Origin of the sequence: Streptomyces sp. NPDC004327 (assembly GCF_042873935.1) — a bacterium.
Taxonomy (GTDB): domain Bacteria; phylum Actinomycetota; class Actinomycetes; order Streptomycetales; family Streptomycetaceae; genus Streptomyces.
The window spans coordinates 236,030-257,150 of the sequence record NZ_JBIAME010000001.1; the positions used below are offsets into that span (position 1 = coordinate 236,030).

The window sequence follows — 21,121 nt, forward strand, 5'->3', positions numbered from 1 at the left end:
CAGCAGCCGTCGCGCCGCAAGACATCCCCTACGGCCCGCCGGCGCCGTTCTCCGCGCAGAAGGCCGTCACCAGCTCGACGTACTCCTCCGGGTGCGTGACGTGCGGGACGTGCCCCGCGCCTTCGAAGACATGGGTGCGCACCCCGGGCAGCGCCCCGGCCACCCGGTCCACCACCGCGCCGAACCAGGCCGGGCTCTCCGCGCCGCGGGACACCAGCGCCGGCACGTCGCACGCGGAGAGCGCGGCCAGGTCCAGGGACGCCCAGTCCGGGTCGCCCTGCTCGTCGAGGAACGTGGGCGCGTTGGTGAGGAAGGTGTCCCGAAGCTGTGGCGGCAACTGGTCCCAGGCGCCCGGACCGACGGCGACCTCCTCCACGAACGTCCGTGCCCCGGCCAGCGCGTCACCCTCCCGGAGCAGCCTCACCACCCGGCCGATCCGTTCGCCGGTGTCCGCCATCTGCTCCTCGTACGCGGGCATCCCCGCCACCAGGTTCATCAGGGGCGGCTCGTGCACCACGAGCCCACGGAACAGCTCCGGCCGGCGCGAGGCGAGCCCCAGCGCGATCGACGCCCCGAAGGAGTTGCCCGCCACGAACGCGGGCGCGAACCCCAGGGTCTGAAGGAGTTCGGCCAGGTCCTCCTCGTCCTCGCGTCGCGTCCCCTGGCCCTCCGGCCGGTCGCTCTCGCTGTGCCCCCGGCGGTCGTACACCAGCACCCGGTGCCGCAGCGCGAGACCGTGGACGACGGCGTCCCAGTGGTGGTGGTCGGCCCAGGAGCCGTGTACCAGGACCAGCGGGTCGCCGTCACCGCCCGCCTCGAAGAACAGTCCGACGCCGTCGACCTCGACCCTTGCCATATGCGCTCCCTGCGGCGACCAGCGGACGGACGCGAGGAACCCGGGCCCACCCCTTCGACCCGCCCATTGTCCGGGCCGGGTCCCTCAGCGGTGGGAGAACACGCAGGCCATGCGGGTGTCCGGATTGCTGCTCAGCCCGACGATCGCCCCGCCGCCGGCCGGGTTGGCGCGGGCGTGCGCTCCCGCGTACCCCTCGGAGGTGAGGAAGACGCCGACGGCCGCGATCCAGTCCGCGGCCGCCCCGGTCGCCGCGTCGAGCACCGGCTCCGGCCGCGGCACCACCCGCTCCTGCACCAGATAGCCCCGCTCGGCGGCGACGCCGAGCGCAGCGCGCCACTCGGCGTCGGTGCACTCCCAGCCGACGAAGGTGTCGATGCCGCCGTGCCCCGCGCCGGGCTTGAGGATCAGCCGCTCCCGGCGCTCCCGGCACTCGTCGAGCAGCGCGGCCGAAGCCCCCGCCCGCAGCGTCCGGCTCCACGGCAGCACCCGCTCCACCAGAGCGCGTTCCTTGTCGTCGAAGGCGCCGGTCCGGCGCGGGTCCGACAGCATCGCGAGCGCGTTCTTGTGCGCGTAGAGCCCCGACTCCAGGGACGCGAAGAGCACCGTCCGGCCCGCCTCGTGGGCGCGGAACAGCCGCTCGGCCACCTCGGGGCCCGCCGGGTCGTCGAGCAGCTGGCTCGCCCCGAAGTTGCGCAGCACCAGATCCAGCGGCTCGCCGGCCAGGGCCAGCTTGCCGTCCGGCCGGGTGCGCAGCTCCCCGGCCTCGCCGATCACCAGCCGGAGCCCCTGCGCGGCCATCGCCTCCTGGACGGCACGCATCAGCGGCCCGAAGGCCGCCACCCCGCCATGGCCCTCGACGAGCCCGATCACCGGCTCCGCCCCGCCACCCGCCAGCGCCGGCCGGGCCCGCTCGCGCAGATCCGCCGCGAGCCGCGCCGCCGTGTCCACGTACCCGAGGCCGTGCGCGGCGGCGAACGCGCCGAACTCCCCGACCCGCAGCAGCCCCTGGTTGCACACGGCCATCTCCAGGCCGCCGACCTCGCTGCCCAGGTTGAACTCCAGGAGCCGGTAGCCGCTGCCGTCGTGATACGCGTCGGCGCGCCCCAGCTTCGCCGGGCGCCCGTCGCCGGACCGCCGCAGCAGGGCCGCGTGACGCGGATCGAGCCCGAGCTCCGCCGCGTAGGCCGTGAGGTCGCCGCCGAACAGCCGGTCCGGCAGCGAGACGAGCAGCTCGAACAGGTCCTCCAGGTCCCGGGCGAACTCCCGCACCTCCGCCTCCCGCACGAACCAGGGACGCGACAGGAGATGGGGCCGCCAGGCCCCGTCGAAGACGGGCGGCAGCGCGGCGCGCTCCAAGGAGTCCCGCAGCCCCTCGTTCCCGGCCAGGCACTCGTCCACGTAGGTGCGGCTCAGCAGCGTCATGCGGCCCAGTCGACCACGGCGGGCGGCCCCGGCGACAGGCCCGTGCAGCGGACCGCGGGAACCGGCATCCGGACTGTCGGCGGCGGATGCCGGACTCTGCCCACGGTGTACGGATTCCTCGGGGCGGCGGGCGTGCCGGCCCTGCTCTCACCGGTGCCGTCCTGACCGGCTTCGGGCTCGAGGCCGCCCCGGCGCCGAGCCGAGGGGCGCGGGGACCTCAGGACCCCCAGGCCTCGAACTCGTAGATCCGGGCGGCCGGATCCGTCGTCTGCGTCGGCTTGGTGATGACCAGGCGGGCGTAGCGGGCGGTGACGGAGACCGGGTGGGTGGTGGTGGCCGCCGTGTTGCCGGTGACGGTCACCGCCGTGGTCCAGGGGGCGGTGGCGCTGTCGCGGACCTGGACGGTGAAGTCCCGGGTGTTCCAGCTCGCGCTCTCGCCGCCCGCCGCCGCGTGCTTCACCACGAAGCGGTTCAGCGTCCGGGCGGAGCCGAGGTCCACCTCCAGCCACTTCGACGCGGTGAGCGTGCACCACTTGTCGGTGGTGCCGCCCGACACGCTGCCGTTGACGGCCTTCGCCGCCGACTCGTCGGCGTTGCACTGCCCGGAGGCCGTGACGGGCCGGTTCAGCGCCAGGTTCGCGTCGGCCGTCGCGGACCAGGTGACCGTGGTGCTCGCGGCGGGCGAGCGGCCGAACTCGGTGGAGACGGCTTCCACGTCCAGGGTGGTGGTCGTCTCGGTGCCGACGCGGTCGAGCCTTGGCACGAAGTAGCTGTCGTTGGGGGTGGCGCCGAGGAAGGTGCGGCTGCCGTCGGGGTTGCGGCGGTACACCTCGTAGTGGTGCACGGCTCCGGTGGCCGACGCGGTCCAGGAGAGCCGCAGCGACTTGCTCGTGGTGCCGGAGTCGGTCGCGCCGAGGACCACCGGTGCGGTGGGGGCCGCCGGGACGTCCACCGTGCCGTCGTACAGGGCGAGCTGGCCGACCTTGATGTCGTACGAGGCGGCCGTGCCGGTCGTCTGGAGGCCGAGCTGGGCGACGGTGCGGCCGGCGTACGCGGAGAGGTCCAGGGTCCTGCGTTCCCAGCCGGCCGTGGTGGTGGAGCCCAGGTCGAGGGTGGTGAAGGTGGTGGGGGAGTCGGTGAAGGAGACTGCGGCCTTCAGATGGGTGGCCCCGGCGGACGGGGTCTTCAGCACGACCGACAGCTTGGTGTCGGCGGTCACCGGAAGGCGGGTCTGGTACAGCCGTACGGTGTTCACCGCGTCGAGCGGCCCGGTCAGGCGCAGCGCGGAGCCGCCTTCGAAGGCGTCCGTGAAGTCGTACGACGGCTTGAGCCTGGTGCCGGCGGACTCCACCAGCCAGCGGTAGGTCGGCGGCACGTCCTGGAGGGAGAGGTTGTTCCAGCCGCTCGTCGACACCCGGACGCCGCCGGAGTGGTAGAAGTCGCCCTGCCCGGCGTCGAAGGAGGTCACGAACGGCTTGGCGGTGACCGGGGACGACTCGGCGACGTAGTTCGCGATGCCCTTCCAGGAGGACGTGGTCGTGGTGTCGGACGGGTCGCCGTTGGCGCCGTCCCAGTAGCGGGCCTCGCGGGCGTAGGAGTCGGCGCGGTCGGTGGAGGAGTTGTGCGTCCACTCGGGGCGGTAGAGGCCGAGCGAGGCGGTGTGCGGCCGGCCGGGCGGGAAGAGCGCGTCCCAGGACACGCTCGTGCCGTAGCCGTTGGCCTCGGTGTCCACGCCCGCGAACAGCTCGTAGTCGCCGCGCCCGAGGCCGCGGGCGAGCGTGCGGGAGGAGTCGAGCCCGGCGGCGCTCCAGCCGAAGTTGAGGAACATCGAGTCGCTGGTCCGCAGCGAACCCTCCTGCAGGAAGGAGTCGTTGGCGGAGGTGAGGGCGTTCTGCCAGCTCACCGAGCCGGACTCGGTCATGGCGTCGTACCACATGAAGTCGACCGGGCCGAGCGAGCGGGCGTACCGCAGGGTGTTGCGCATCTCCGTGGCGAGGGCGCTGTCGCCGCCGGCCGTCTCCTGGTTGATGAACCAGCCGTCGAAGCCGTAGTACTGCGCGACCTGGGCCAGCTTGTCGGCGACGGGATAGCGCGTGCCGGACTTCTGGACGAAGTCGCGCACCCACTGGAGCTGGCCGCCGTACGCGGTGGGCGGGAAGAACACCGTGCCGTAGACCTTCACACCGTTGCGGTGCGCGGCGTCGATCACGGTGGGGTTCGGCGCCAGGATCAGCCCCTCGCCGGCCGAACCGCCCCAGAAGACCAGGGTGTCGACGTACTGCCAGTGCCCGAAGGCGTAGTAGCGCGGATCGGCCGAGCCCTGGGACGGGTTGCCGGACGTCGGCCCGAAGGACACCAGGGACACCACCTTGCCCTCACCGGCGCGGGCGGCCGCGTTGGCCTTCAGCGCCGGGTCGGCGACCCGGGACCGCAGCGGCACCTGGGAGCGGTTGAAGCGGGCGTCGGGATCGGTGGCCGGATCCCAGTTCAGGAGGGTGTTCGGGTACCAGTACGAGGCGTAGGGCTGGTCGCCGGCAGCGGCGACAACGTTGTCGGAGGGGCGCTCGGCGGGTGGCGCCGACGCCGTCGCGTGCGGTGTGCCGGCGAGGCCGAGCACGGCCGCGGACAGCGCGGCGGCCAGCATCAGGGGAAGTCGTCTCATCGGAGCTCCGGTCCAGCGGGAGGGGGGAACGGGCTGGTGGTGCCGGTGGCGCGATGGTGCGGTGACGGACCGGGCGGCGCTCGGCCGCCCGGTCCGGGAGGCTAAAGGGCTTTAGCTGAGGGGTCAAGAGGGCCGTCGGCCGGTGCCGCCGTGCTCTCGCGGACCGTGAGGCGCGGGGTCGGGTTCCGCACGTCCCGCGCCGAGGACGGGTCGTCGAGCAGCGCGAGCAGCGCGCCCGCGACCTGCTCGCCGAGCGCGAAGGTGTCCCGGGAGAGCGCGGTCAGCGAGGGGTGGACGATCCGCGCCAGGGCGGAGTCGTCGAAGGACACGACCGACAGCTCGCCCGGCACCGGTACGCCCATCTCCGCGGCGACCCCGAGGCCCGCGACCGCCATCACGTCGCTGTCGTAGACGATCGCCGTGGGCCGCTTGCGGCGCGGCCGGGCCAGCAGGGTGCGGGTGGCGGCCGCGCCCTCCGCGTCGCTGAAGTCGGTCGGTACGGAGACGGCCTCGGCGAGTCCGAGCCGGCGCGCCGCGTCCCGTACCGCCCGGATCCGGCGCCGGGTGTGCTGGAAGGCGGGCAGTCCGGCGAGGTGGGCGATCCGGCGGTGGCCGAGGGCGGCCAGGTACTCGACGATCGAGGTCATCGCCTCGCGGTCGTCGGCCCAGACGGCGGGCAGCGCACCGTGCCGCCCCGGGCCGCCGAGCACCACGGTCGGCACGCCGAGCTCCTCGAGGACGGGGACGCGCGGGTCGCGCACCTGGAGGTCGACCAGGACGAAGCCGTCGACCCGGTGCTCGGAGGTCCAGCGCCGGTAGACCTCGATCTCGGCCGTGGTGTCCTCGACGACGAGCAGCTGCAGGGCGGTGGAGCGGACCGAGAGCCCGGCCTGGAGCCCGGAGAGCAGCTGGCCGAAGAAGGGTTCGAGGCCGATGGTGCGCGCGGGCCGGGCGAGCACCAGGCCGACCGCGCCCGCGCGGGCGCCGCCGAGGGCGCGGGCGGCGCTGTGCGGGCGCCAGTTCATCCGCTCGGCGACCCGCAGGATCCGCTCCCGGGTCGCCTCGCTCACCCCCGGGCGGCCGTTGAGCGCGAAGGAGACGGCGCCCTTGGAGACGCCCGCCTCCCTGGCGATGTCGGCGATGGTCGGTCTGGCCACCGGACGCCCCCCTCGTTTCGTGCGGCTCGACGCGCGCTCTTGACACCGGACTTCGGTCGCGAGCATAGTCCCGCATCGCTAGAGCGGTTTAGTCAAGCAAGCCGAGCATCGCGCAGGCCGAGCGCCAGGCACGAAGGGCGCCGGGCGAGCGGTGCGTCACGCAAGTAGAGCGTCAGCAAGCCGAGCAAGGTCCGAGCACACCCACGCGACGTCCGAGCAAGGAGACACCCTCGTGCGACACATGCGGAGAAACCCGCTGGCCCGTTGGACCGCCGTGGCGGTGGCGGCCGTGACCCTCGCCGGCTGCGGCCTCGGCGGCGCCGACGACTCGGGCCTGCCCGGCCCGGCCGCCACCGGCGGCGAGGTGAAGGGCAAGGTCTCGCTCCAGACCTGGGCCCTCAAGCCGAAGTTCACCGCCTACATGGAGAAGGTGATCACCGGCTTCGAGAAGAAGTACCCGGGCACCGAGGTCGAATGGCTCGACCAGCCCGGCGAGGGCTACTCCGAGAAGGTCCTCAGCCAGTCCGCCGGCGGCACCCTGCCCGACGTCGTCAACCTGCCCCCGGACTTCGCACTGCCGCTGGTCAAGCAGAACCTGCTGCTCGACGTCGCGAAGTCCGACCCCGCCGCCTCCGCCGACTACGTCAAGGGCGGCCTCGACGCGTACCGCTTCCCGGGCCACGACGGCACGTACGGCTATCCCTGGTACCTCAACACCGACGTCAACTACTGGAACACCGAACTGTTCACCCGGTACGGACTCGACCCGAAGAAGCCGCCGGCCTCGCTCGACGAGCTCGTCGCCGCCGCCCGCACCGTCAAGGCGAAGTCCGGCGGCCGTACGTACCTGATGAGCCGCAAGCCCAACCTCATCGACCTCGCCAACGCCGGCGTGCCGATCATGTCCGCGGACGGAAAGCACTTCACCTTCAACACCCCCGAGGCCGCCGCCGTCCTCGACACCTACCGCGCGGCCTTCAAGGACGGCCTGCTGCCCAAGGACGTGCTCACCGAGACCTACGCGGGCAACACCAAGCTGTTCAGCTCCGGCACCGCCGCCTGGACCACCGCCGGCGCCAACTACATCACCAGCCTCGGCACCGACAACCCGAGCCTGGTGCCCAAGGTCGTGCCGTCCCCGGCCATCGGCACCCCGCCGCTGTACGTGCAGGGCCTGTCCATCCCGAAGACCAGCAGGAACCCGGCCACGGCCCTCGCGCTCGCCCGCTGGGTGACCAACGCCGAGAACCAGGCCGCCTTCGCCCACGAGACCAGCGTCTTCCCCTCCACCACGGCCTCCGCCGCCGACCCCTTCTTCAGCAAGAGCGACGGCAGCAACGCCGGCGATGCCAAGGTCATGGCCTTCCGCTCGCTCGCCTCGGCCAAGGTCCTCGAACCCGTCCAGGCCAACGACGCCGTCAAGACCCTGATCAACCAGCAGATCGCCCTCGCCATCAGCGGCCAGAGCGGCTCGAAGCAAGCCCTGGACACCGCCGTCGCCCGCGCCGACCAGCTGCTGAAGGACTGAACCGGAGTGACCCACCGGCGCTGGTTCACGCCCTGGCTGCTCGCCGGTCCCGCCCTGGTCTGGCTCGCCGTCTTCAACGTCTTCCCCGCCGTCAACACGGCGATCCTGTCCTTCACCAACGCCAGACCGCTCGGCGGCGGGCACTTCACCGGACTCGAGAACTACCGACGGGCCCTGGACGACGAGCAGTTGACCGACGCCCTGCTCAACAGCGTGCTCTATCTGCTCATCTGCCTGCCGCTGCTCACGATCCTCCCGCTGCTGATCGCGCTGCTGGTCGAGAAGAGGCTCCCCGGCATCACCTTCTTCCGCACCGCCTTCTACACCCCGGTCGTCGCCTCGGCCGTCGTCGTCGGCCTCGTCTGGGGCTGGGTGCTCGACGAGCGGGGACTGCTCAACGGCCTGCTCAAGCAGCTCGGCCTCGCCGACCGGCCGGTCTCCTTCCTCACCGACCGCTGGCTGCTGCTGTTCAGCGCCATCGCCCTCACGGTGTGGAAGGGGCTCGGCTACTACATGGTCATCTACCTGTCCGCGCTCGGGAACGTCGGCCGCGAGCTGTACGAGGCCGCCGCCGTCGACGGCGCCTCGGCGCCCCGCCGGTTCTGGCACGTCACACTGCCCGGGGTCCGCCCCGCCATGCTGCTGATCGCCGTGCTCGTCTCGGTCAACGCGCTGCGGGTCTTCTCCGAGCTGTACGTGCTGTCGAACGGCACCGGCGGGCCCGGCGGCCGCGACATGTCGGTGGTCATGCTCATCCAGATGTACAGCCGCGGCTTCACCGGGCACATCGGCTACGCCTCCGCCCTCAGCGTGCTGCTCTTCGTCCTCACCGTCGGGCCGATGGTCCTGCTCGCCCGACTCGACCGGAAGGCGGCATGACGGCATGAGCGCACCGGGCCGCGCCCCGTCCGCCGCCGAGCGGACCGTCCGCTACCTCCTCCTCGTCCTCGTCCTGCTGCTCACCATCGGCCCCTTCCTGTGGCAGCTGTCCACCTCGCTCAAGGGGCCGGGCGAGGACGTCTGGTCCCGCACCCCGGACCTCCTGCCCGACGCCCCCACCCTCGCCAACTACGCCAAGGTCGCCGACACCATCCCGGTGTGGACGTACGCCGTCAACTCGCTGATCGTGGCCGGGATCTCGGTCCTCGGCAACGTCGTCGGCGCCACCCTCGCCGGCTTCGCCCTGGCCCGGCTGCGCTTCCGCGGCGCCCGGCTGGCGCTCGGGCTGTTCGTCGCCACCCTGGTGCTGCCCGGCGAGGTCACGATCGTCTCGCAGTACGTGACGGTCCGCGGCCTCGGCCTCACCGACACCCTCCTCGGGGTCGCCCTGCCCGGCGCCGTCGCCATGCTCAACGTGCTGCTCATGTACACGGCCTTCCGGTCCGTGCCGGCCGAACTCGACGCCGCCGCCCTGGTGGACGGCGCCAACGTCCGGCAGCGGCTCGTGCACGTCGGCCTGCCGAACGTGAAGGGCATGCTCAGCGTGGTCGTGATCTTCACCTTCATCCAGGCATGGGACGACTTCCTGTGGCCGCTGATCGTGCTCAACGACCCCGGCCGCTACACGCTCACCGTCGGACTCCAGTACCTCGACGGCACGTTCACCGCCAACCCCCGGCAGATCGCCGCCGGCACGATGATCGCGTTCCTGCCGATCGTCGCCGTGTTCGCGGTGTTCCAGCGCTTCTTCTTCAAGGGGGTCGAGGAGGGCGCGCTCAAGGGCTGACCGCCCAGGGGACGACCATTCGAGTGCTGACCGACGACACCGCTCGCCGTCTCACGAAGGAACCGCATCGCACATGACGAACCGTCATTCCGCTCCAGGTCCGCGTTTCGGCGTCAACTACACGCCCAGCCAGGGGTGGTTCCACCACTGGCTCGACTTCGACCTCGACGCGGTCCGCGCCGACCTGGACTCCGTCGCCGCCCTCGGGCTCGACCACGTCCGGGTCTTCCCGCTCTGGCCGCTCTTCCAGCCCAACCGCACCCTCATCCGCCCCCGGGCCGTCGAGCAGCTCGGCCGGCTCGTCGACGCGGCCGGCGAGCGCGGTCTCGACGTCGCCGTGGACGGCCTCCAGGGCCACCTCTCCAGCTTCGACTTCCTGCCCGCCTGGACCCGCACCTGGCACCGCCGCAACCTCTTCACCGACCCCGAGGTGACGAGCGGCCAGGCCGCGTATCTCCGTACCCTCGCGGCCTCCCTCGCCGGCCGGCCGAACTTCCTCGGCATGACCCTCGGCAACGAGATCAACCAGTTCTCCGGCGAGCCGCACCCCGACCCCGACCGCGCCACGCCCGCCGAGGCCGCCGACTGGCTCGTCCGCATGCTCGCCGCCTGCGAGGAGGGCGCGCCGGGCCGGCTCCATCTGCACGCCGCCTACGACGCCGCCTGGTACCAGGACGACCACCCCTTCACCCCGGCGCACGCCGCCCGGCTCGGCGCCGTCACCGCCGTCCACTCCTGGGTCTTCAACGGCACCGCCCAGCGCTACGGACCCGACTCGCTCGCGGCCGGGCAGCACGCCGCCTATCTGATCGAGCTGTCCAAGGCGTGGGCCGACGACCCCGGCCGCCCCGTCTGGCTCCAGGAGGTCGGCGCCCCCGCCCCGCACGTGCCCGCCGGGCGCGCGGCCGAATTCACCCGGACGACCGTCGCGGCCGCGCTCGACTGCCCCGGTCTGTGGGGTATCACGTGGTGGTGCTCCCACGACGTCGACCGCTCGCTCGCCGACTTCCCCGAACTGGAATACAGCCTCGGCCTGTTGACCAACGACGGCCGGGTCAAGCCGGCCGGCCGCGCCTTCGCGGACGCCGTCGCCGAAGCCCGTACGGAAGCGGTCCCGGCGGCACCGAGGACCACCGCGCTCGTCGTCGACCTCCCCGAGGAGGTCACCAAGCGCTCGTCCTGCGGCCCCGGCGGCGCCCACTTCGAGGCGTTCATGCGGCTCGCCGCGGACGGGGCCCGCCCGGCCGTGGTCCTCGCGTCCCGCGCCGCCGACCCCGCGCACCTCGCCGCCCGCGGCATCACCGAGCTGGTCACCCCGGACGACCTCGGACCCGCCCGGCACTGATCCGCGGGCCGCCGGACCTCGGACCCGCCGGCCCTGATCCCTGGACGACCCGCGCCTGCCCGGCCCTGGTCTGCCTGACGACCCCGGGCCTGCCCGGCCCTCATCCGCCTGACGACCCGTGCCCGCCCGGCCCTGATCCGCCGGACGAACCCAGGGTCCGCCCCGCGCGGCCGACCCCGCACCGTACCCTCGCCCCTGCCCCTGGGAGTGCTCCGCATGCATGACGACCGCAGCCTCGTCGAGTCCCGGCTCAAGCGGGTCCTCGACGAACGCATCCGACCCGCCGTCCATCCCGCCTCCGTGCCGCTCCAGGCCGCCATCTGGACCGCGCCCGGCGAGCCCGTGCCGGTCGCCGAGGGCCTCGCCGCGCCCCGGACGCCGATCGCCGTCGGCGACGCGTGGGGCGCGCCCTGGAGCACCAGCTGGCTCACGGTCACCGGCACCGTGCCCGAGGAGTGGGCCGGGCGCACCGTCGAGGCGCTGATCGACCTCGGCTTCGACGCCAACATGCCCGGCTTCCAGTGCGAGGGCCTGGTCTACCGCCCCGACGGCAGCCCGGTGAAGGGCCTCCACCCGCGCAACCAGTGGGTGCGGATCGCCGCACCGGCGGCCGGCGGCGAGGAGGTGCTGCTGCACGTCGAGGCCGCGGCCAACCCGGTGATCCTCGACTACCATCCCTTCCTGCCCACCGGGCTCGGCCACAAGGACACCGCCGGCGACCGCCCGCAGTACCGGCTCGCCCGCATGGACCTCGCCGTCTTCGACGAGACCGTCTGGGAGCTCGTCGCCGATCTGGAGGTGCTCGGCGAGCTGATGGCGGAACTGCCCGTGGAAGGCGCCCGCCGCTGGGACGTCCTGCGGGCCGTCGAGCGCGCCCTCGACGCGATCGACCTCCAGGACGTGGGCGGCACCGCGGCCGCGGCCCGCGCCGAACTGGCCGGCGTCCTCGCCACCCCCGCCGAGCCCTCCGCCCACCGCCTCAGCGCCGTCGGCCACGCCCACATCGACTCGGCCTGGCTGTGGCCGCTGCGCGAGACCGTCCGCAAGGTGGCCCGCACCACCGCCAACATGACCGCCCTCCTGGAGGACGAGCCCGACTTCGTCTTCACGATGTCGCAGGCCCAGCAGTACGCCTGGATCAAGGAGCACCGGCCCGAGGTGTACGCCCGGGTGAAGAAGGCCGTCGCCGAGGGCCGCTTCGTCCCGGCCGGCGGCATGTGGGTGGAGTCCGACACCAACATGCCCTCCTCGGAGGCGATGGCCCGTCAGTTCGTGCACGGCAAGCGCTTCTTCCTCGACGAGTTCGGCATCGAGAACCAGGAGGCCTGGCTGCCCGACACCTTCGGCTTCGCCGGCGGCCTCCCGCAGATCATCAAGGAGGCCGGCTCGAAGTGGCTGCTCACCCAGAAGATCTCCTGGAGCCAGGTCAACTCCTTCCCGCACCACACCTTCTGGTGGGAGGGCATCGACGGCACCCGGATCTACACCCACTTCCCGCCCATCGACACCTACAACTGCTCGATGCAGGGCCGGGAGATCGCCCACGCCGTCCGCAACTTCAAGGACAAGGGGCGCGCCAGCCGCTCGCTCGCGCCGACCGGCTGGGGTGACGGAGGCGGCGGAGCCACCCGCGAGATGATCGCCAAGGCGGCCCGCATGCGCGACCTGGAGGGCTCGGCCCGGGTGCGCTGGGAACGGCCCGCCGAGTTCTTCGCCAAGGCCCAGGCCGAGTATCCCGAACCCCCGGTATGGGTAGGGGAGTTGTACCTGGAGCTGCACCGGGCCACCCTCACCAGCCAGGCCCGCACCAAGCAGGGCAACCGGGCGAGCGAGAACCTGCTGCGCGAGGCCGAGCTGTGGTCGGCGACCGCCGCCGTTCGCACCGGACTTCCCTATCCGTACGAGGAGTTGGACCGCATCTGGAAGACGGTGCTGCTGCACCAGTTCCACGACATCCTGCCCGGCTCGTCCATCGCCTGGGTGCACCGCGAGGCCGAGGCCACCTACGCCGCCGTCGCCGAGGAGCTGACCGGGATCGTCGACCGGGCCCAGCGCGCCCTCGCGGGCGACCGGGGCGGCCAGGGAGAATCCGAGGTCGTCTTCAACTCCGCCCCGCACACCCGCGCCGGCATCCCCGCCGGCGGCGCGCGCCCCGCCGGCGCCCGGCCCGCCGCGCCCGGCCGCTGCACCGTCGAACCGCGCGCCGAAGGCGGCTTCGTCCTCGGCAACGGACTGCTGCGGGTCGTCGTCGACGCCCGCGGGCTCGTCGTCTCCGTCGTCGACCTCGACAGCGGACGCGAGACCGTGGCCCCCGGCGGCGCCCTGGGCCTCCTCCAACTCCACCCGGACTTCCCCAACATGTGGGACGCCTGGGACGTCGACCGCTTCTACCGCAACACCGTCACCGACCTCACCGACGCCGGCGAACTGACCGTCGCCACCGACTCGGCCGAGACCGTGACCGTCCGCGTCACCCGCGCCTTCGGCTCCTCGCGCGCCGTGCAGAGCCTCACGCTCACCGCCGGTGCCAAACGGCTCGACCTCGACACCGAGGTGGACTGGCACGAGACCGAGAAGTTCCTCAAGTGCGCCTTCCCGCTCGACCTGCACACCGACCGGTACGCGGCCGAGACCCAGTTCGGCCATCTGCACCGCCCCACCCACACCAACACCAGCTGGGAGGCGGCCAAGTTCGAGGCGTGCAACCACCGCTTCGTCCACTTCGAGGAGCCCGGCTGGGGCGTCGCGCTCGTCACCGCCTCCACCTACGGCCACGACGTCACCCGGACCGTACGGGCCGCCGACCACGGCACCACGACCACCGTCCGTGCCTCCCTGCTCCGCGCCCCCCGCTTCCCCGACCCGCACACCGACCAGGGTCCGCACCGCTTCCACCACGCCCTCGTCCCCGGCGCCACGATCGGCGACGCCGTCCGCGAGGGCTACCGCATCAACCTGCCCGAGCGGCGGGTGCCGGGCTCGGCCGAGGTGGCGCCGCTGGTGAGCGTCGGCGACGAGGCCGTCGTCGTCAGCGCGCTCAAGCTCGCCGACGACGGCAGCGGCGACGTCGTGGTCCGCGTCTACGAGTCGCGCGGCGGCCGCGCCCGCACCCGGCTCACCACCGGCTTCGCGCTCGCGCGGGCCCGGGTCTGCGACCTCCTGGAGCGGCCCCGCGACGAGGAGGCGCGGGTCGACGGCGACGACGTCCTGATCGAGCTGCGCCCCTTCCAGCTGCTCACGCTGCGGCTCACACGCGCGTGAGGCATCACGGGTGACCCCGGCCCCTGGGCAGCGGCCGGGGTCACCCCCTACTCTTGCGCCACTGAACAGCCGGGCGTGAGGGTGGGGACGACATGAGTGTGCTGCCGGACGGGCTCGGCGCGGCGATACGCGGCACCGCGCGGGACATCGCCGACATCGTGCGCGCCGCGCCCGACACCGGGCGCCCGGTGCCCCGTCTGACCTGGACCTTCGGCGAGACCGCGGCCCATCTCGGCCAGGCGAACGTGCTGATGGCCGAGCTGGCCGCCGGCCGGTCCCACCCGTACGGCGACGGCACCGCGCAGGGCATCGCGGCCGCCAACGAGGAGGCCCTGGCCGCCTTCCCCGAGCGGGCCGCCGGGCCGCTCGCCGACCTGATCCACGACCAGGCCCTCGCGTTCCTCGACGCCGTCGAGGAACGCGACCCCGAGGAGGTCGTGGAGACGCCGATGGGCCCCCTCGACCCGGCCCGCCTCGGCGCGTACCTGCTCACGCACATGCTCGGCCACGGCTACGACCTGGCCCGGTCCGCCGGCCGACCGCACATGCTGGACCGGGAGCGGGTCGAACTGACGCTGCCCTTCATGACCGCCGCGATGCCCCGCGTCGCCGACCAGGCCGCGATCGCGGGCCTCACCGCCCGCTACCGGGTCAGGCTCTGGGGCGGCGCCCGGTTCGGCGTGACGATCGCCGACGGCGCCGTCACCACCACGACCGGCCCCTTCGAGCGGCCCGACTGCACCGTCCTGACCGAGCCCGTCGCCTTCCTGCTGATGGCGCTCGGCCGGATCGACCCGGTCCCGGTGATGGCGACCGGCCGGGCCCTCGCCTTCGGCCGCAAGCCCTGGCTCGGGCCGCGCTTCCCCCGGCTCTTCGTGGCGCCCTGACTCAGGCGGTGACCCGGGCCTGGTGCACGCGCAGCTGCAGCGTCGCCAGGTCGAGCAGCGGCGTCGCCACACCGAGCGCCCGGGCCCGGGACACCAGGTCGCCGAAGAGGTGCTCGACCTCGGTGGGCCGGCCCGAGGTGAGGTCGCGGTAGAGCGACGGCACCAGCGGGGACCCGGCCGCGGTCACCACGCCGAGGTCGGTGCGGTACTCCGCCTCCGGCAGCGGGTGGCCCGCGGCGGCCGAGACGGCGGCCGCCTCGTCGAGCAGGGCCGTCGCCAGCTCCGTACCGCCGGGCAGCGCGCTGACCTCGCCCACCGAGCCGCGCGTGAGGCTCGTCAGGGCGCCGACGGTGGTGATGAAGACCCACTTGTGCCACATCGCCGTGACGATGTTCTCCGGCACGCGCGCGTCGATGCCCGCGTCGGCGAGCACCGTACGCACCGCCGCCACACGCGGCGACGGCTCGCCGCCGTCGAGCTCGCCGAGCGAGAGGTGGGCGAGCGGCGCGAGCCGCAGGATGTCCCCGTGCTCGTCGAGGGTCGTGACCACCTTCGCCACCCCGCCGAGCACCCGCTCCTTGCCGAAGCGGGCGGCGAGCGCGTCGAGATGGGCGAAGCCGTTGAGCTGCGGCACGATCACGGTGTCCGGCCCGACGGCGGGCGCGAGGTCCGTCATCGCCGCCGCGAGGGCGGTGGCCTTCACGGAGAGCAGCACCAGGTCGTACGGGACGGGGTCGGCGGCCAGCTCGGCGGCGGTCAGCAGCACCGGGTCGAGCCGCCACTCCTCCTCGCCGACCACCCGCAGCCCGCGCTCGCGCAGCGCGGCGGCGCGGGCAGGACGGACGAGGAAGGTGACGTCCTGCCCGGCGCGGGCGAGCATCGTGCCGAAGTATCCGCCGGTGGCACCGGCGCCGACGACCAGGATCTTCATGGTGGGTGAGCCTCTCTTCGCGCTGCGCGGCCGCTCGGCCGGACGCCCACCCTAGCCCGAGAGGTTCGTTGACTGAACCTTGAATGCCGGCGGGATCCGTTCCGTCGGCAGTCGGCCGGCGGCCGGCACCGACAAGCGCGCACCGCGCCCGGTGGTCCTCCGTAAGGGCACGATCACCCTCAAGGAGAACCGCCGGACGGAGAGCCGCGCCGAGGGCCCGGCGAAGGGCCGGGCCGGAGGCCGGGCTCAGGTGGAGGGCGTCAGTGGCTGTAGATGAAGTCGTTCGCGAAGGCCCAGCGCTGGTTGTCGCCGCCGTTGCAGCTCCACAGCTCGGCCCCCGTGCCCCACGTGCCGGCCTGCCAGCCGTTGAGCTCCAGGCAGCCGGTGTAGGCGTTCTTGATCTCGGCCGTGGACTGGCCGTTGACGTTGCGCCAGTGGTCGAACCACCAGAGCTGGTTGCGGCCGCCGTTGCACGGCCACTGCTGGACCCGGGTGCCGTTGTCGGTCGACGGCGGCAGGCCCGGCAGCTCCAGGCACAGGCCGGAGGAGCGGTTGACGATCTGGAAGAAGCCGCCGTTGTTGGGGTTGAAGACCCAGGTCTGGTTGTCGCCGCCGTTGCAGCCCCACGTCGCGGCCTGCGCCCCCCAGTCGCCGGTCCAGCCGGGCATCTCGAGACAGGAGCCGCCGGCCACGTTGGCGACCGTGGTGTAGTCGGCGGCCGGGGCCGCGCCGGCCGGCGCGGCCGTCGCGGCGAGGCTGCCGAGCAGCAGCCCGAGCGCGCACGTCATGCGTGCGAGGAAACGCTTCACTGAAGTCCCCCTGGTATCAAGTCGCCTGTCGAGGCGTGATCTTGGCGGTGCGAGGGCAGCGTATGCGAACAGGTGTGCGGAACGGTGGACTCCGGGGGAGATGTTCGAAGGCACTCCCCAACCGCCCGCTAGACACGCACTCCGTGCGCCCGCAGATACGCCAGCGGATCGACGTCCGAGCCGAAGTACGGCGTGGTCCGCACCTCGAAGTGGAGATGCGGACCGGTCACCCGGCCCGTGGCGCCCGAGCGGGCTATGTGCTGTCCGGCCGAGACGCTCCGGCCCACCGGCACGTCGATGCGGGAGAGATGGGCGTACTGCGTGAAGCGGCCGTCGGCGTGCCGGATCACCACCTCGTAGCCGTAGCTCCGGTTGTAGCCGGCGTGCACCACCCGGCCCGGGCCGACCGCGCGGACCGTGGTCCCCGAGGGCACCGCGAAGTCCGTACCGGTGTGGTAGCCCTTCGACCAGGAACCGGGCTGGCGGTAGTAGCCGGTGAGGCCGTACGAGGCGACCGGCACCGTCCAGCCGCGCGAGGCCGGGGCGCCTGCGGTGCCGGAACCGCTGCCGTGGTCCGCCGGGGCATGTCCCTTCGCGCCCGTGCGCAGCTCGTACTTCCACTGGTGGCTGGTCCAGTACCAGTGCCCGCCGTTCCTGAACCAGTACACCCGGTCCCGGGCGTCCCAGCCCTGCCGGCCGCGGAAGACCGGCTCGCCGCCGCTCCGGGCCGGCCGGGCCGCCTTCGCCCCGGCGGCGGCGCTGTTCCTCACGTACCGGTCGTGGTGCTGGGTCCATCGCCACTGGCCGGCCGCGTTCCTGTACCAGTAGCGCGAGCCGTCCCAGCCCGCGTGCGAGGGCGCCGGTTCGGCCGCCGCCGGGCCCGCCGTGGTGCCCGCCAGGGCCACCGCGCCCAGCGTCGCCACGACCGCGCGGCGCACCCCGCGCAGGGCAGCGGGGCCACCGCCGCGCTCGGCGCGGGCGGCGCCGCGGGCCGCCGCGCAGCCCGCGCAGTCGCAGCCGTCGGCCGTCTCGTCGCGGAAGCCGGGCGCGCCCAGTCCCACGGTGAGGTCGGTGTCGTCCTTCATGCACTCACTCCTGACTCTGATCGGACAGTCCGCCACGCCGGGTGTAGAAGGCCACGGTCAGATCCTTGACCAGGGCCTGGCGTTCGAAGTCGTCGAGGTCGACCAGCCCGCGGGTGGTCAGCCGCGTCACCGTGTCGTCCACGGCGTCGATGACGCCGGTCAGCACCGAGTCCCGGTGCTTGGCGTCGAGCGCCGCGATCTGTCGGCGCTGCATCGCCGCGGCCACCTCGGGCGCGTACTCGATCCGCGTCGGCTGCGCCGAGAACACGGCGACGCCGACCGGACGGCACTCCGCCGCGAGCAGCCGGGTCAGCCGGTCGCCGACCGCCTCCGCGTCGCGCAGCGACGGCCCGTCGCCGCGGAACGCGTCCGCCGGCAGCTGGGAGAGCACCCGTACGGTCGCCGCCTCCACCTGCTCGCGCAGGTAGTCCAGATGGTCGTCGACGGTCAGCAGCGCCCGCGCCGTGTCCCGTACCGACCACACCACCAGGACCACCACCCGCAGCGCCGCGCCCTCCGCGTCGACCGCCGCGATCGGCTCGCTGCGCCAGTGCCGCAGCCGTACGTCGATCCGGCGGCGCAGCACGAACGGGCTGATCCAGACCAGACCGGTGCGCCGCACGCTGCCCCGGTAGCGGCCGAACAGCGTCAGCAGCCACGCGGATCCGGTACGGCCCCGGGTCAGGCCGCCGAAGGCGACCGCGGCCACCACCGCGCAGCCGGCGAGCACGCCCCACTCCCAGAGGGCCGGATGGGCCGCGCGCCGCGGCCCGCCCCGCCACAGCAGCGCCGCCGCCGCGCCGAGCGCGGTCAGGCCCACGAGCACGGCCGACCAGCCGGGCAGCGCCGGTCCGGGACGCTCGGTGAGCTCGGGCTCGTCGGGCGGCGGACGACGGGGGAGCCGGCCGGTGTGCGGCACCGGAGCCGTGGCCGGCGTCGCCGGCTTCCCGGTCGTGTCCGGCCCGGGCTTCGGTCCGGTCTTCGGTCCGGTCTTCGATCCGGTCTTCGGGCCGGTCTTCGGTCCGGGCTTCGGCGGGTGGGGGGCCGCGGGCGGGGCCGCGGTCGTGGTCGCGGCCGTGGTCGTCGTTCCGGTCGGGTGTACCGGCTCGGCCCGGAACAGGTCGTCCATCGGTATGCCGTCGGTGTGCCACCGCACCCGTACGGGCAGGGGCCGCTTCTGTCGCTCGGTCATGAGGCCCTTCCGGCCGTTCCCCGCCGGGCGGCGGCGAGGTGACGACGCGTCGGATGATCTTCGGGAACCATCGTCACAGTGGTCGATGTCCGGAATACCGCGACGAAAGTCCTGAATCGGACGGACTTTCGTCCTGTCCGGGAGCCCGCTGGGGGCCGTCCGGGCCGGTTCGGGGCCCGTTCGGGGCTGGTCCGGAGGCTGTCCGGGAGCCGTTGTCAGTGGGTGCCCCTACCGTTCGGATCATGACGACGAAGACCTATCTGGAGCTGTCGCAGGATGGCGGCGGCGCGCACAAGTTCTACGAAGTGACGGTCGACGGCACGGTGGTGTCGGTCCGTTACGGCCGCATCGGCGCCGCCGGGCAGACACAGACCTCGGCGTTCGCCACGCCCGAGAAGGCACGCGCGGCGGCGGCGAAGAAGATAGGCGAGAAGGTCCGCAAGGGGTACGCGCCGGCCGTCCAGGGACAGCGCGCCGCCCGCGCGGTCACCCGCCGCACGGTGAGCTCCGCGCCCTCCACCGCCCGTGCCGTGGCGCCCGTCCTGTGGCGCTTCCGCACCGGCTCCGCGGCCTTCGGCATCCACGTCGACGACGAGCGCTGCTGGGTCGGCAACCAGGCGGGCGAGGTCTTCACCCTCGGCCACGACGGCGCCGTCCACGCCCGCTTCAGCCTGCCCGACGGCGTCAAGTGCCTGGTCGCCGACGACTTCTGGATCTACGCGGGCTGCGACGACGGCCGGGTCTACGACCTGTCGGCCAAGCTGCCGTTCGCGGCGTACGAGATCGCCACCGACGTCGACATCTTCTGGCTCGACATCCACGAGGGCGTCCTGGACGTGGCCGACCGCTCCGGCCGGCTCACCGTCATCGACCACGAGGACGAGCACCAGTGGTCGCGCGGCGGCCGCGGCGAGCACGCCTGGATGGTCCGCGCGGACGCCGACGGCGTCTACTACGGCGACAGCCACGGCGTGGCGGCGCACGCGCCCGACGGCGGCGGCGAGCTCTGGCACACGGCCGTCGACGGCGCCGTGCTCTTCGGCTGGCAGGAGGCCGAAGCCGTGTACGCGGGCACGGCCCGCCGCAAGGTGGTCCGGCTCGCCAAGAGGACCGGCCGCACCGAGGCCGTGTACGGCTGCGACAGCCCCGTCTACTCGTGCGCCACCTCGCCCGGCGGCCGCTTCGTCTTCGCCGGGGACAACGCCTCCTCGGTCTACTGCTTCGCCGAGGACGGCACCCGGCTCTGGAAGCTGGGCACGGGAGGCGGCTCGGCGCTCTCCATGCAGTACCACGACGAGCGGCTCTACCTGGTCACCACCGACGGCTCGCTGGTCTGCGTGGACGCGAGCGAGGCCGCCATCGCCGCCGCCCAGCGGGGCACCGTGCCCGTCGCCCAGGACATCAAGCTCGCCGCCGCCCTGCCGACCTACGCCCCGGCCACCACCGTCGCCGCCGTCGACGCGGTCCGCGCCGCCCCCGTCGGCTCGATCGTCGTCGAGTGCGTCCAGGAAGCCGGCCGGACCCGCGTCAGGGTCGTCAGCGAGGGCTACGAGCAGGGCTGGAACGTGCAGTTCCCGCGCGCCATCCGCGAGCCCGGCACCCGCTACGTCGTCGACGCCCTGCACCCGGCCGCCGGCGGCTTCTACCGGGTCCGCGGCGACATCCGGCGGCTGCTGTGACCGGCGACGCGGACAGGGGTACGGGCAGCGCCACGGGCGCGGACGGAGCGGACTCGGGCGGCGGCTTCGCCGCGGCCACCGGCGACGGGCCGCCGCTGCCCGAGCGCGACGCCGAGCAGCGCTCCCGCGAGGTGCGCTCGGCGTTCGAAGGGCTGCTCCAGATCCGGCGCCTGACCAACCGCCAGGACGGCTCGGGCCCGGGCGGCGACCCGGCCGCCCGCCCGGCCGAATGGGAGCGCCGCCGGCCGGTACGGGCGGTGGCCCTGGCCCTGGAGGCGGCCGGGCAGCAGCCCTCGGCGCTCGCCCCCGACGGCACCCGCCTGGCCACCGGCTACCGGGTCGCACCCGGCGAGCGCCCCGGCACCGTCCGCGTCGAATGGCTCGGCCCGCCCGCCTCCGGCGCCGTCCACGAGGAGGAGGCCGCCCTCACCGCCTGCGCCACCGCCCTCGAACGCCTGGGCTGGGACGCCCTCCTCTACCGGGGGCCGCGCCGCCACCGCCATCTGGAGGTGGAGCCGTCGCCCTGACCTCGTCGAGCCGGGCGCGAGCGAGGCCAGTGTGCGCAGGGTGTCCGCGGTGGT

The 21,121-nt window shown here is 73.6% G+C and carries 16 protein-coding genes; 8 read left to right on the plus strand and 8 right to left on the minus strand.

Annotation, left to right across the window (positions count from 1 at the left end; translation table 11 throughout):
* Window positions 1-28: 28 nt before the first annotated feature.
* The 4 genes from ACFYU9_RS00925 to ACFYU9_RS00940 all read right to left on the minus strand — a co-directional run bounded on the left by ACFYU9_RS00925 (window position 29) and on the right by ACFYU9_RS00940 (window position 6,097).
* Window positions 29-856: an alpha/beta fold hydrolase gene (locus ACFYU9_RS00925; protein WP_389341100.1), complete on the minus strand. Its 828-nt coding sequence runs from the start codon at window positions 854-856 to the stop codon at window positions 29-31.
* A gap of 84 nt (window positions 857-940) precedes the next feature.
* Window positions 941-2,278 carry a hypothetical protein gene (locus tag ACFYU9_RS00930; RefSeq protein ID WP_389209579.1) on the minus strand — a complete coding sequence of 446 codons (1,338 nt, stop codon included), beginning with the start codon at window positions 2,276-2,278 and terminating at the stop codon, window positions 941-943.
* Between the two features lie 217 nt (window positions 2,279-2,495).
* Complete coding sequence (locus tag ACFYU9_RS00935) at window positions 2,496-4,940, minus strand: discoidin domain-containing protein (protein WP_389341103.1); 2,445 nt, start codon at window positions 4,938-4,940, stop codon at window positions 2,496-2,498.
* Window positions 4,941-5,041: 101 nt separating this feature from the next.
* Window positions 5,042-6,097 carry a LacI family DNA-binding transcriptional regulator gene (locus ACFYU9_RS00940; RefSeq protein ID WP_389209583.1) on the minus strand — a complete coding sequence of 352 codons (1,056 nt, stop codon included), beginning with the start codon at window positions 6,095-6,097 and terminating at the stop codon, window positions 5,042-5,044.
* A 241-nt stretch (window positions 6,098-6,338) separates the two neighbouring features.
* Between ACFYU9_RS00940 and ACFYU9_RS00945 the strand changes: the two genes are divergently transcribed.
* The 6 genes from ACFYU9_RS00945 to ACFYU9_RS00970 all read left to right on the plus strand — a co-directional run bounded on the left by ACFYU9_RS00945 (window position 6,339) and on the right by ACFYU9_RS00970 (window position 14,844).
* Window positions 6,339-7,625, plus strand: coding sequence for an ABC transporter substrate-binding protein (locus tag ACFYU9_RS00945; protein ID WP_389342929.1), 1,287 nt, complete (start codon window positions 6,339-6,341; stop codon window positions 7,623-7,625).
* Window positions 7,626-7,631: 6 nt separating this feature from the next.
* Entirely contained in the window at window positions 7,632-8,504 is an 873-nt protein-coding gene (locus tag ACFYU9_RS00950; protein ID WP_389341106.1) for a carbohydrate ABC transporter permease, read from the plus strand.
* A gap of 4 nt (window positions 8,505-8,508) precedes the next feature.
* Window positions 8,509-9,351: a carbohydrate ABC transporter permease gene (locus ACFYU9_RS00955; RefSeq protein WP_389341109.1), complete on the plus strand. Its 843-nt coding sequence runs from the start codon at window positions 8,509-8,511 to the stop codon at window positions 9,349-9,351.
* A gap of 73 nt (window positions 9,352-9,424) precedes the next feature.
* The gene (locus ACFYU9_RS00960; RefSeq protein WP_389341111.1) at window positions 9,425-10,696 is read left to right on the plus strand and encodes a glycosyl hydrolase; all 1,272 of its coding nucleotides are present in this window, start codon (window positions 9,425-9,427) and stop codon (window positions 10,694-10,696) included.
* 216 nt (window positions 10,697-10,912) lie between these two features.
* Window positions 10,913-13,957: an alpha-mannosidase gene (locus ACFYU9_RS00965; RefSeq protein ID WP_389341114.1), complete on the plus strand. Its 3,045-nt coding sequence runs from the start codon at window positions 10,913-10,915 to the stop codon at window positions 13,955-13,957.
* Between the two features lie 92 nt (window positions 13,958-14,049).
* Window positions 14,050-14,844 carry a maleylpyruvate isomerase family mycothiol-dependent enzyme gene (locus ACFYU9_RS00970; RefSeq protein ID WP_389341117.1) on the plus strand — a complete coding sequence of 265 codons (795 nt, stop codon included), beginning with the start codon at window positions 14,050-14,052 and terminating at the stop codon, window positions 14,842-14,844.
* Between the two features lies 1 nt (window position 14,845).
* Here ACFYU9_RS00970 and ACFYU9_RS00975 read toward each other — a convergent pair whose 3' ends face one another.
* From ACFYU9_RS00975 to ACFYU9_RS00990, 4 genes are all read right to left on the minus strand, one after another.
* Complete coding sequence (locus ACFYU9_RS00975) at window positions 14,846-15,775, minus strand: ketopantoate reductase family protein (protein ID WP_389341120.1); 930 nt, start codon at window positions 15,773-15,775, stop codon at window positions 14,846-14,848.
* A 260-nt stretch (window positions 15,776-16,035) separates the two neighbouring features.
* Window positions 16,036-16,563 (minus strand): RICIN domain-containing protein, encoded by a 528-nt coding sequence (locus ACFYU9_RS00980; protein WP_389209597.1) that lies wholly within the window; start codon window positions 16,561-16,563, stop codon window positions 16,036-16,038.
* A 149-nt stretch (window positions 16,564-16,712) separates the two neighbouring features.
* Window positions 16,713-17,669 carry a M23 family metallopeptidase gene (locus tag ACFYU9_RS00985; RefSeq protein WP_389341123.1) on the minus strand — a complete coding sequence of 319 codons (957 nt, stop codon included), beginning with the start codon at window positions 17,667-17,669 and terminating at the stop codon, window positions 16,713-16,715.
* A gap of 4 nt (window positions 17,670-17,673) precedes the next feature.
* Window positions 17,674-18,861, minus strand: a complete 1,188-nt coding sequence (locus ACFYU9_RS00990; RefSeq protein ID WP_389341126.1) for an SPFH domain-containing protein — start codon at window positions 18,859-18,861, stop codon at window positions 17,674-17,676.
* Window positions 18,862-19,103: 242 nt separating this feature from the next.
* Between ACFYU9_RS00990 and ACFYU9_RS00995 the strand changes: the two genes are divergently transcribed.
* Together ACFYU9_RS00995 and ACFYU9_RS01000 are read left to right on the plus strand one after the other, a co-directional pair.
* Window positions 19,104-20,540: a WGR domain-containing protein gene (locus tag ACFYU9_RS00995; protein ID WP_389209605.1), complete on the plus strand. Its 1,437-nt coding sequence runs from the start codon at window positions 19,104-19,106 to the stop codon at window positions 20,538-20,540.
* Window positions 20,537-21,067, plus strand: a complete 531-nt coding sequence (locus ACFYU9_RS01000) for a hypothetical protein (RefSeq protein ID WP_389341129.1) — start codon at window positions 20,537-20,539, stop codon at window positions 21,065-21,067. The genes ACFYU9_RS00995 and ACFYU9_RS01000 overlap by 4 nt, the downstream gene beginning before the upstream one ends.
* Window positions 21,068-21,121: the final 54 nt, after the last annotated feature.

What these genes read in the sequence shown, in the direction of transcription:
- ACFYU9_RS00925 (WP_389341100.1), bottom strand. Translation starts at nt 856, where the DNA reads ATGGCAAGGGTCGAGGTCGACGGCGTCGGACTGTTCTTCGAGGCGGGC.
- ACFYU9_RS00930 (WP_389209579.1), bottom strand. Translation starts at nt 2,278, where the DNA reads ATGACGCTGCTGAGCCGCACCTACGTGGACGAGTGCCTGGCCGGGAAC.
- ACFYU9_RS00935 (WP_389341103.1), bottom strand. Translation starts at nt 4,940, where the DNA reads ATGAGACGACTTCCCCTGATGCTGGCCGCCGCGCTGTCCGCGGCCGTG.
- ACFYU9_RS00945 (WP_389342929.1), top strand. Translation starts at nt 6,339, where the DNA reads ATGCGGAGAAACCCGCTGGCCCGTTGGACCGCCGTGGCGGTGGCGGCC.
- ACFYU9_RS00955 (WP_389341109.1), top strand. Translation starts at nt 8,509, where the DNA reads ATGAGCGCACCGGGCCGCGCCCCGTCCGCCGCCGAGCGGACCGTCCGC.
- ACFYU9_RS00960 (WP_389341111.1), top strand. Translation starts at nt 9,425, where the DNA reads ATGACGAACCGTCATTCCGCTCCAGGTCCGCGTTTCGGCGTCAACTAC.
- ACFYU9_RS00965 (WP_389341114.1), top strand. Translation starts at nt 10,913, where the DNA reads ATGCATGACGACCGCAGCCTCGTCGAGTCCCGGCTCAAGCGGGTCCTC.
- ACFYU9_RS00970 (WP_389341117.1), top strand. Translation starts at nt 14,050, where the DNA reads ATGAGTGTGCTGCCGGACGGGCTCGGCGCGGCGATACGCGGCACCGCG.
- ACFYU9_RS00975 (WP_389341120.1), bottom strand. Translation starts at nt 15,775, where the DNA reads ATGAAGATCCTGGTCGTCGGCGCCGGTGCCACCGGCGGATACTTCGGC.
- ACFYU9_RS00980 (WP_389209597.1), bottom strand. Translation starts at nt 16,563, where the DNA reads ATGACGTGCGCGCTCGGGCTGCTGCTCGGCAGCCTCGCCGCGACGGCC.
- ACFYU9_RS00985 (WP_389341123.1), bottom strand. Translation starts at nt 17,669, where the DNA reads ATGAAGGACGACACCGACCTCACCGTGGGACTGGGCGCGCCCGGCTTC.
- ACFYU9_RS00990 (WP_389341126.1), bottom strand. Translation starts at nt 18,861, where the DNA reads ATGACCGAGCGACAGAAGCGGCCCCTGCCCGTACGGGTGCGGTGGCAC.
- ACFYU9_RS00995 (WP_389209605.1), top strand. Translation starts at nt 19,104, where the DNA reads ATGACGACGAAGACCTATCTGGAGCTGTCGCAGGATGGCGGCGGCGCG.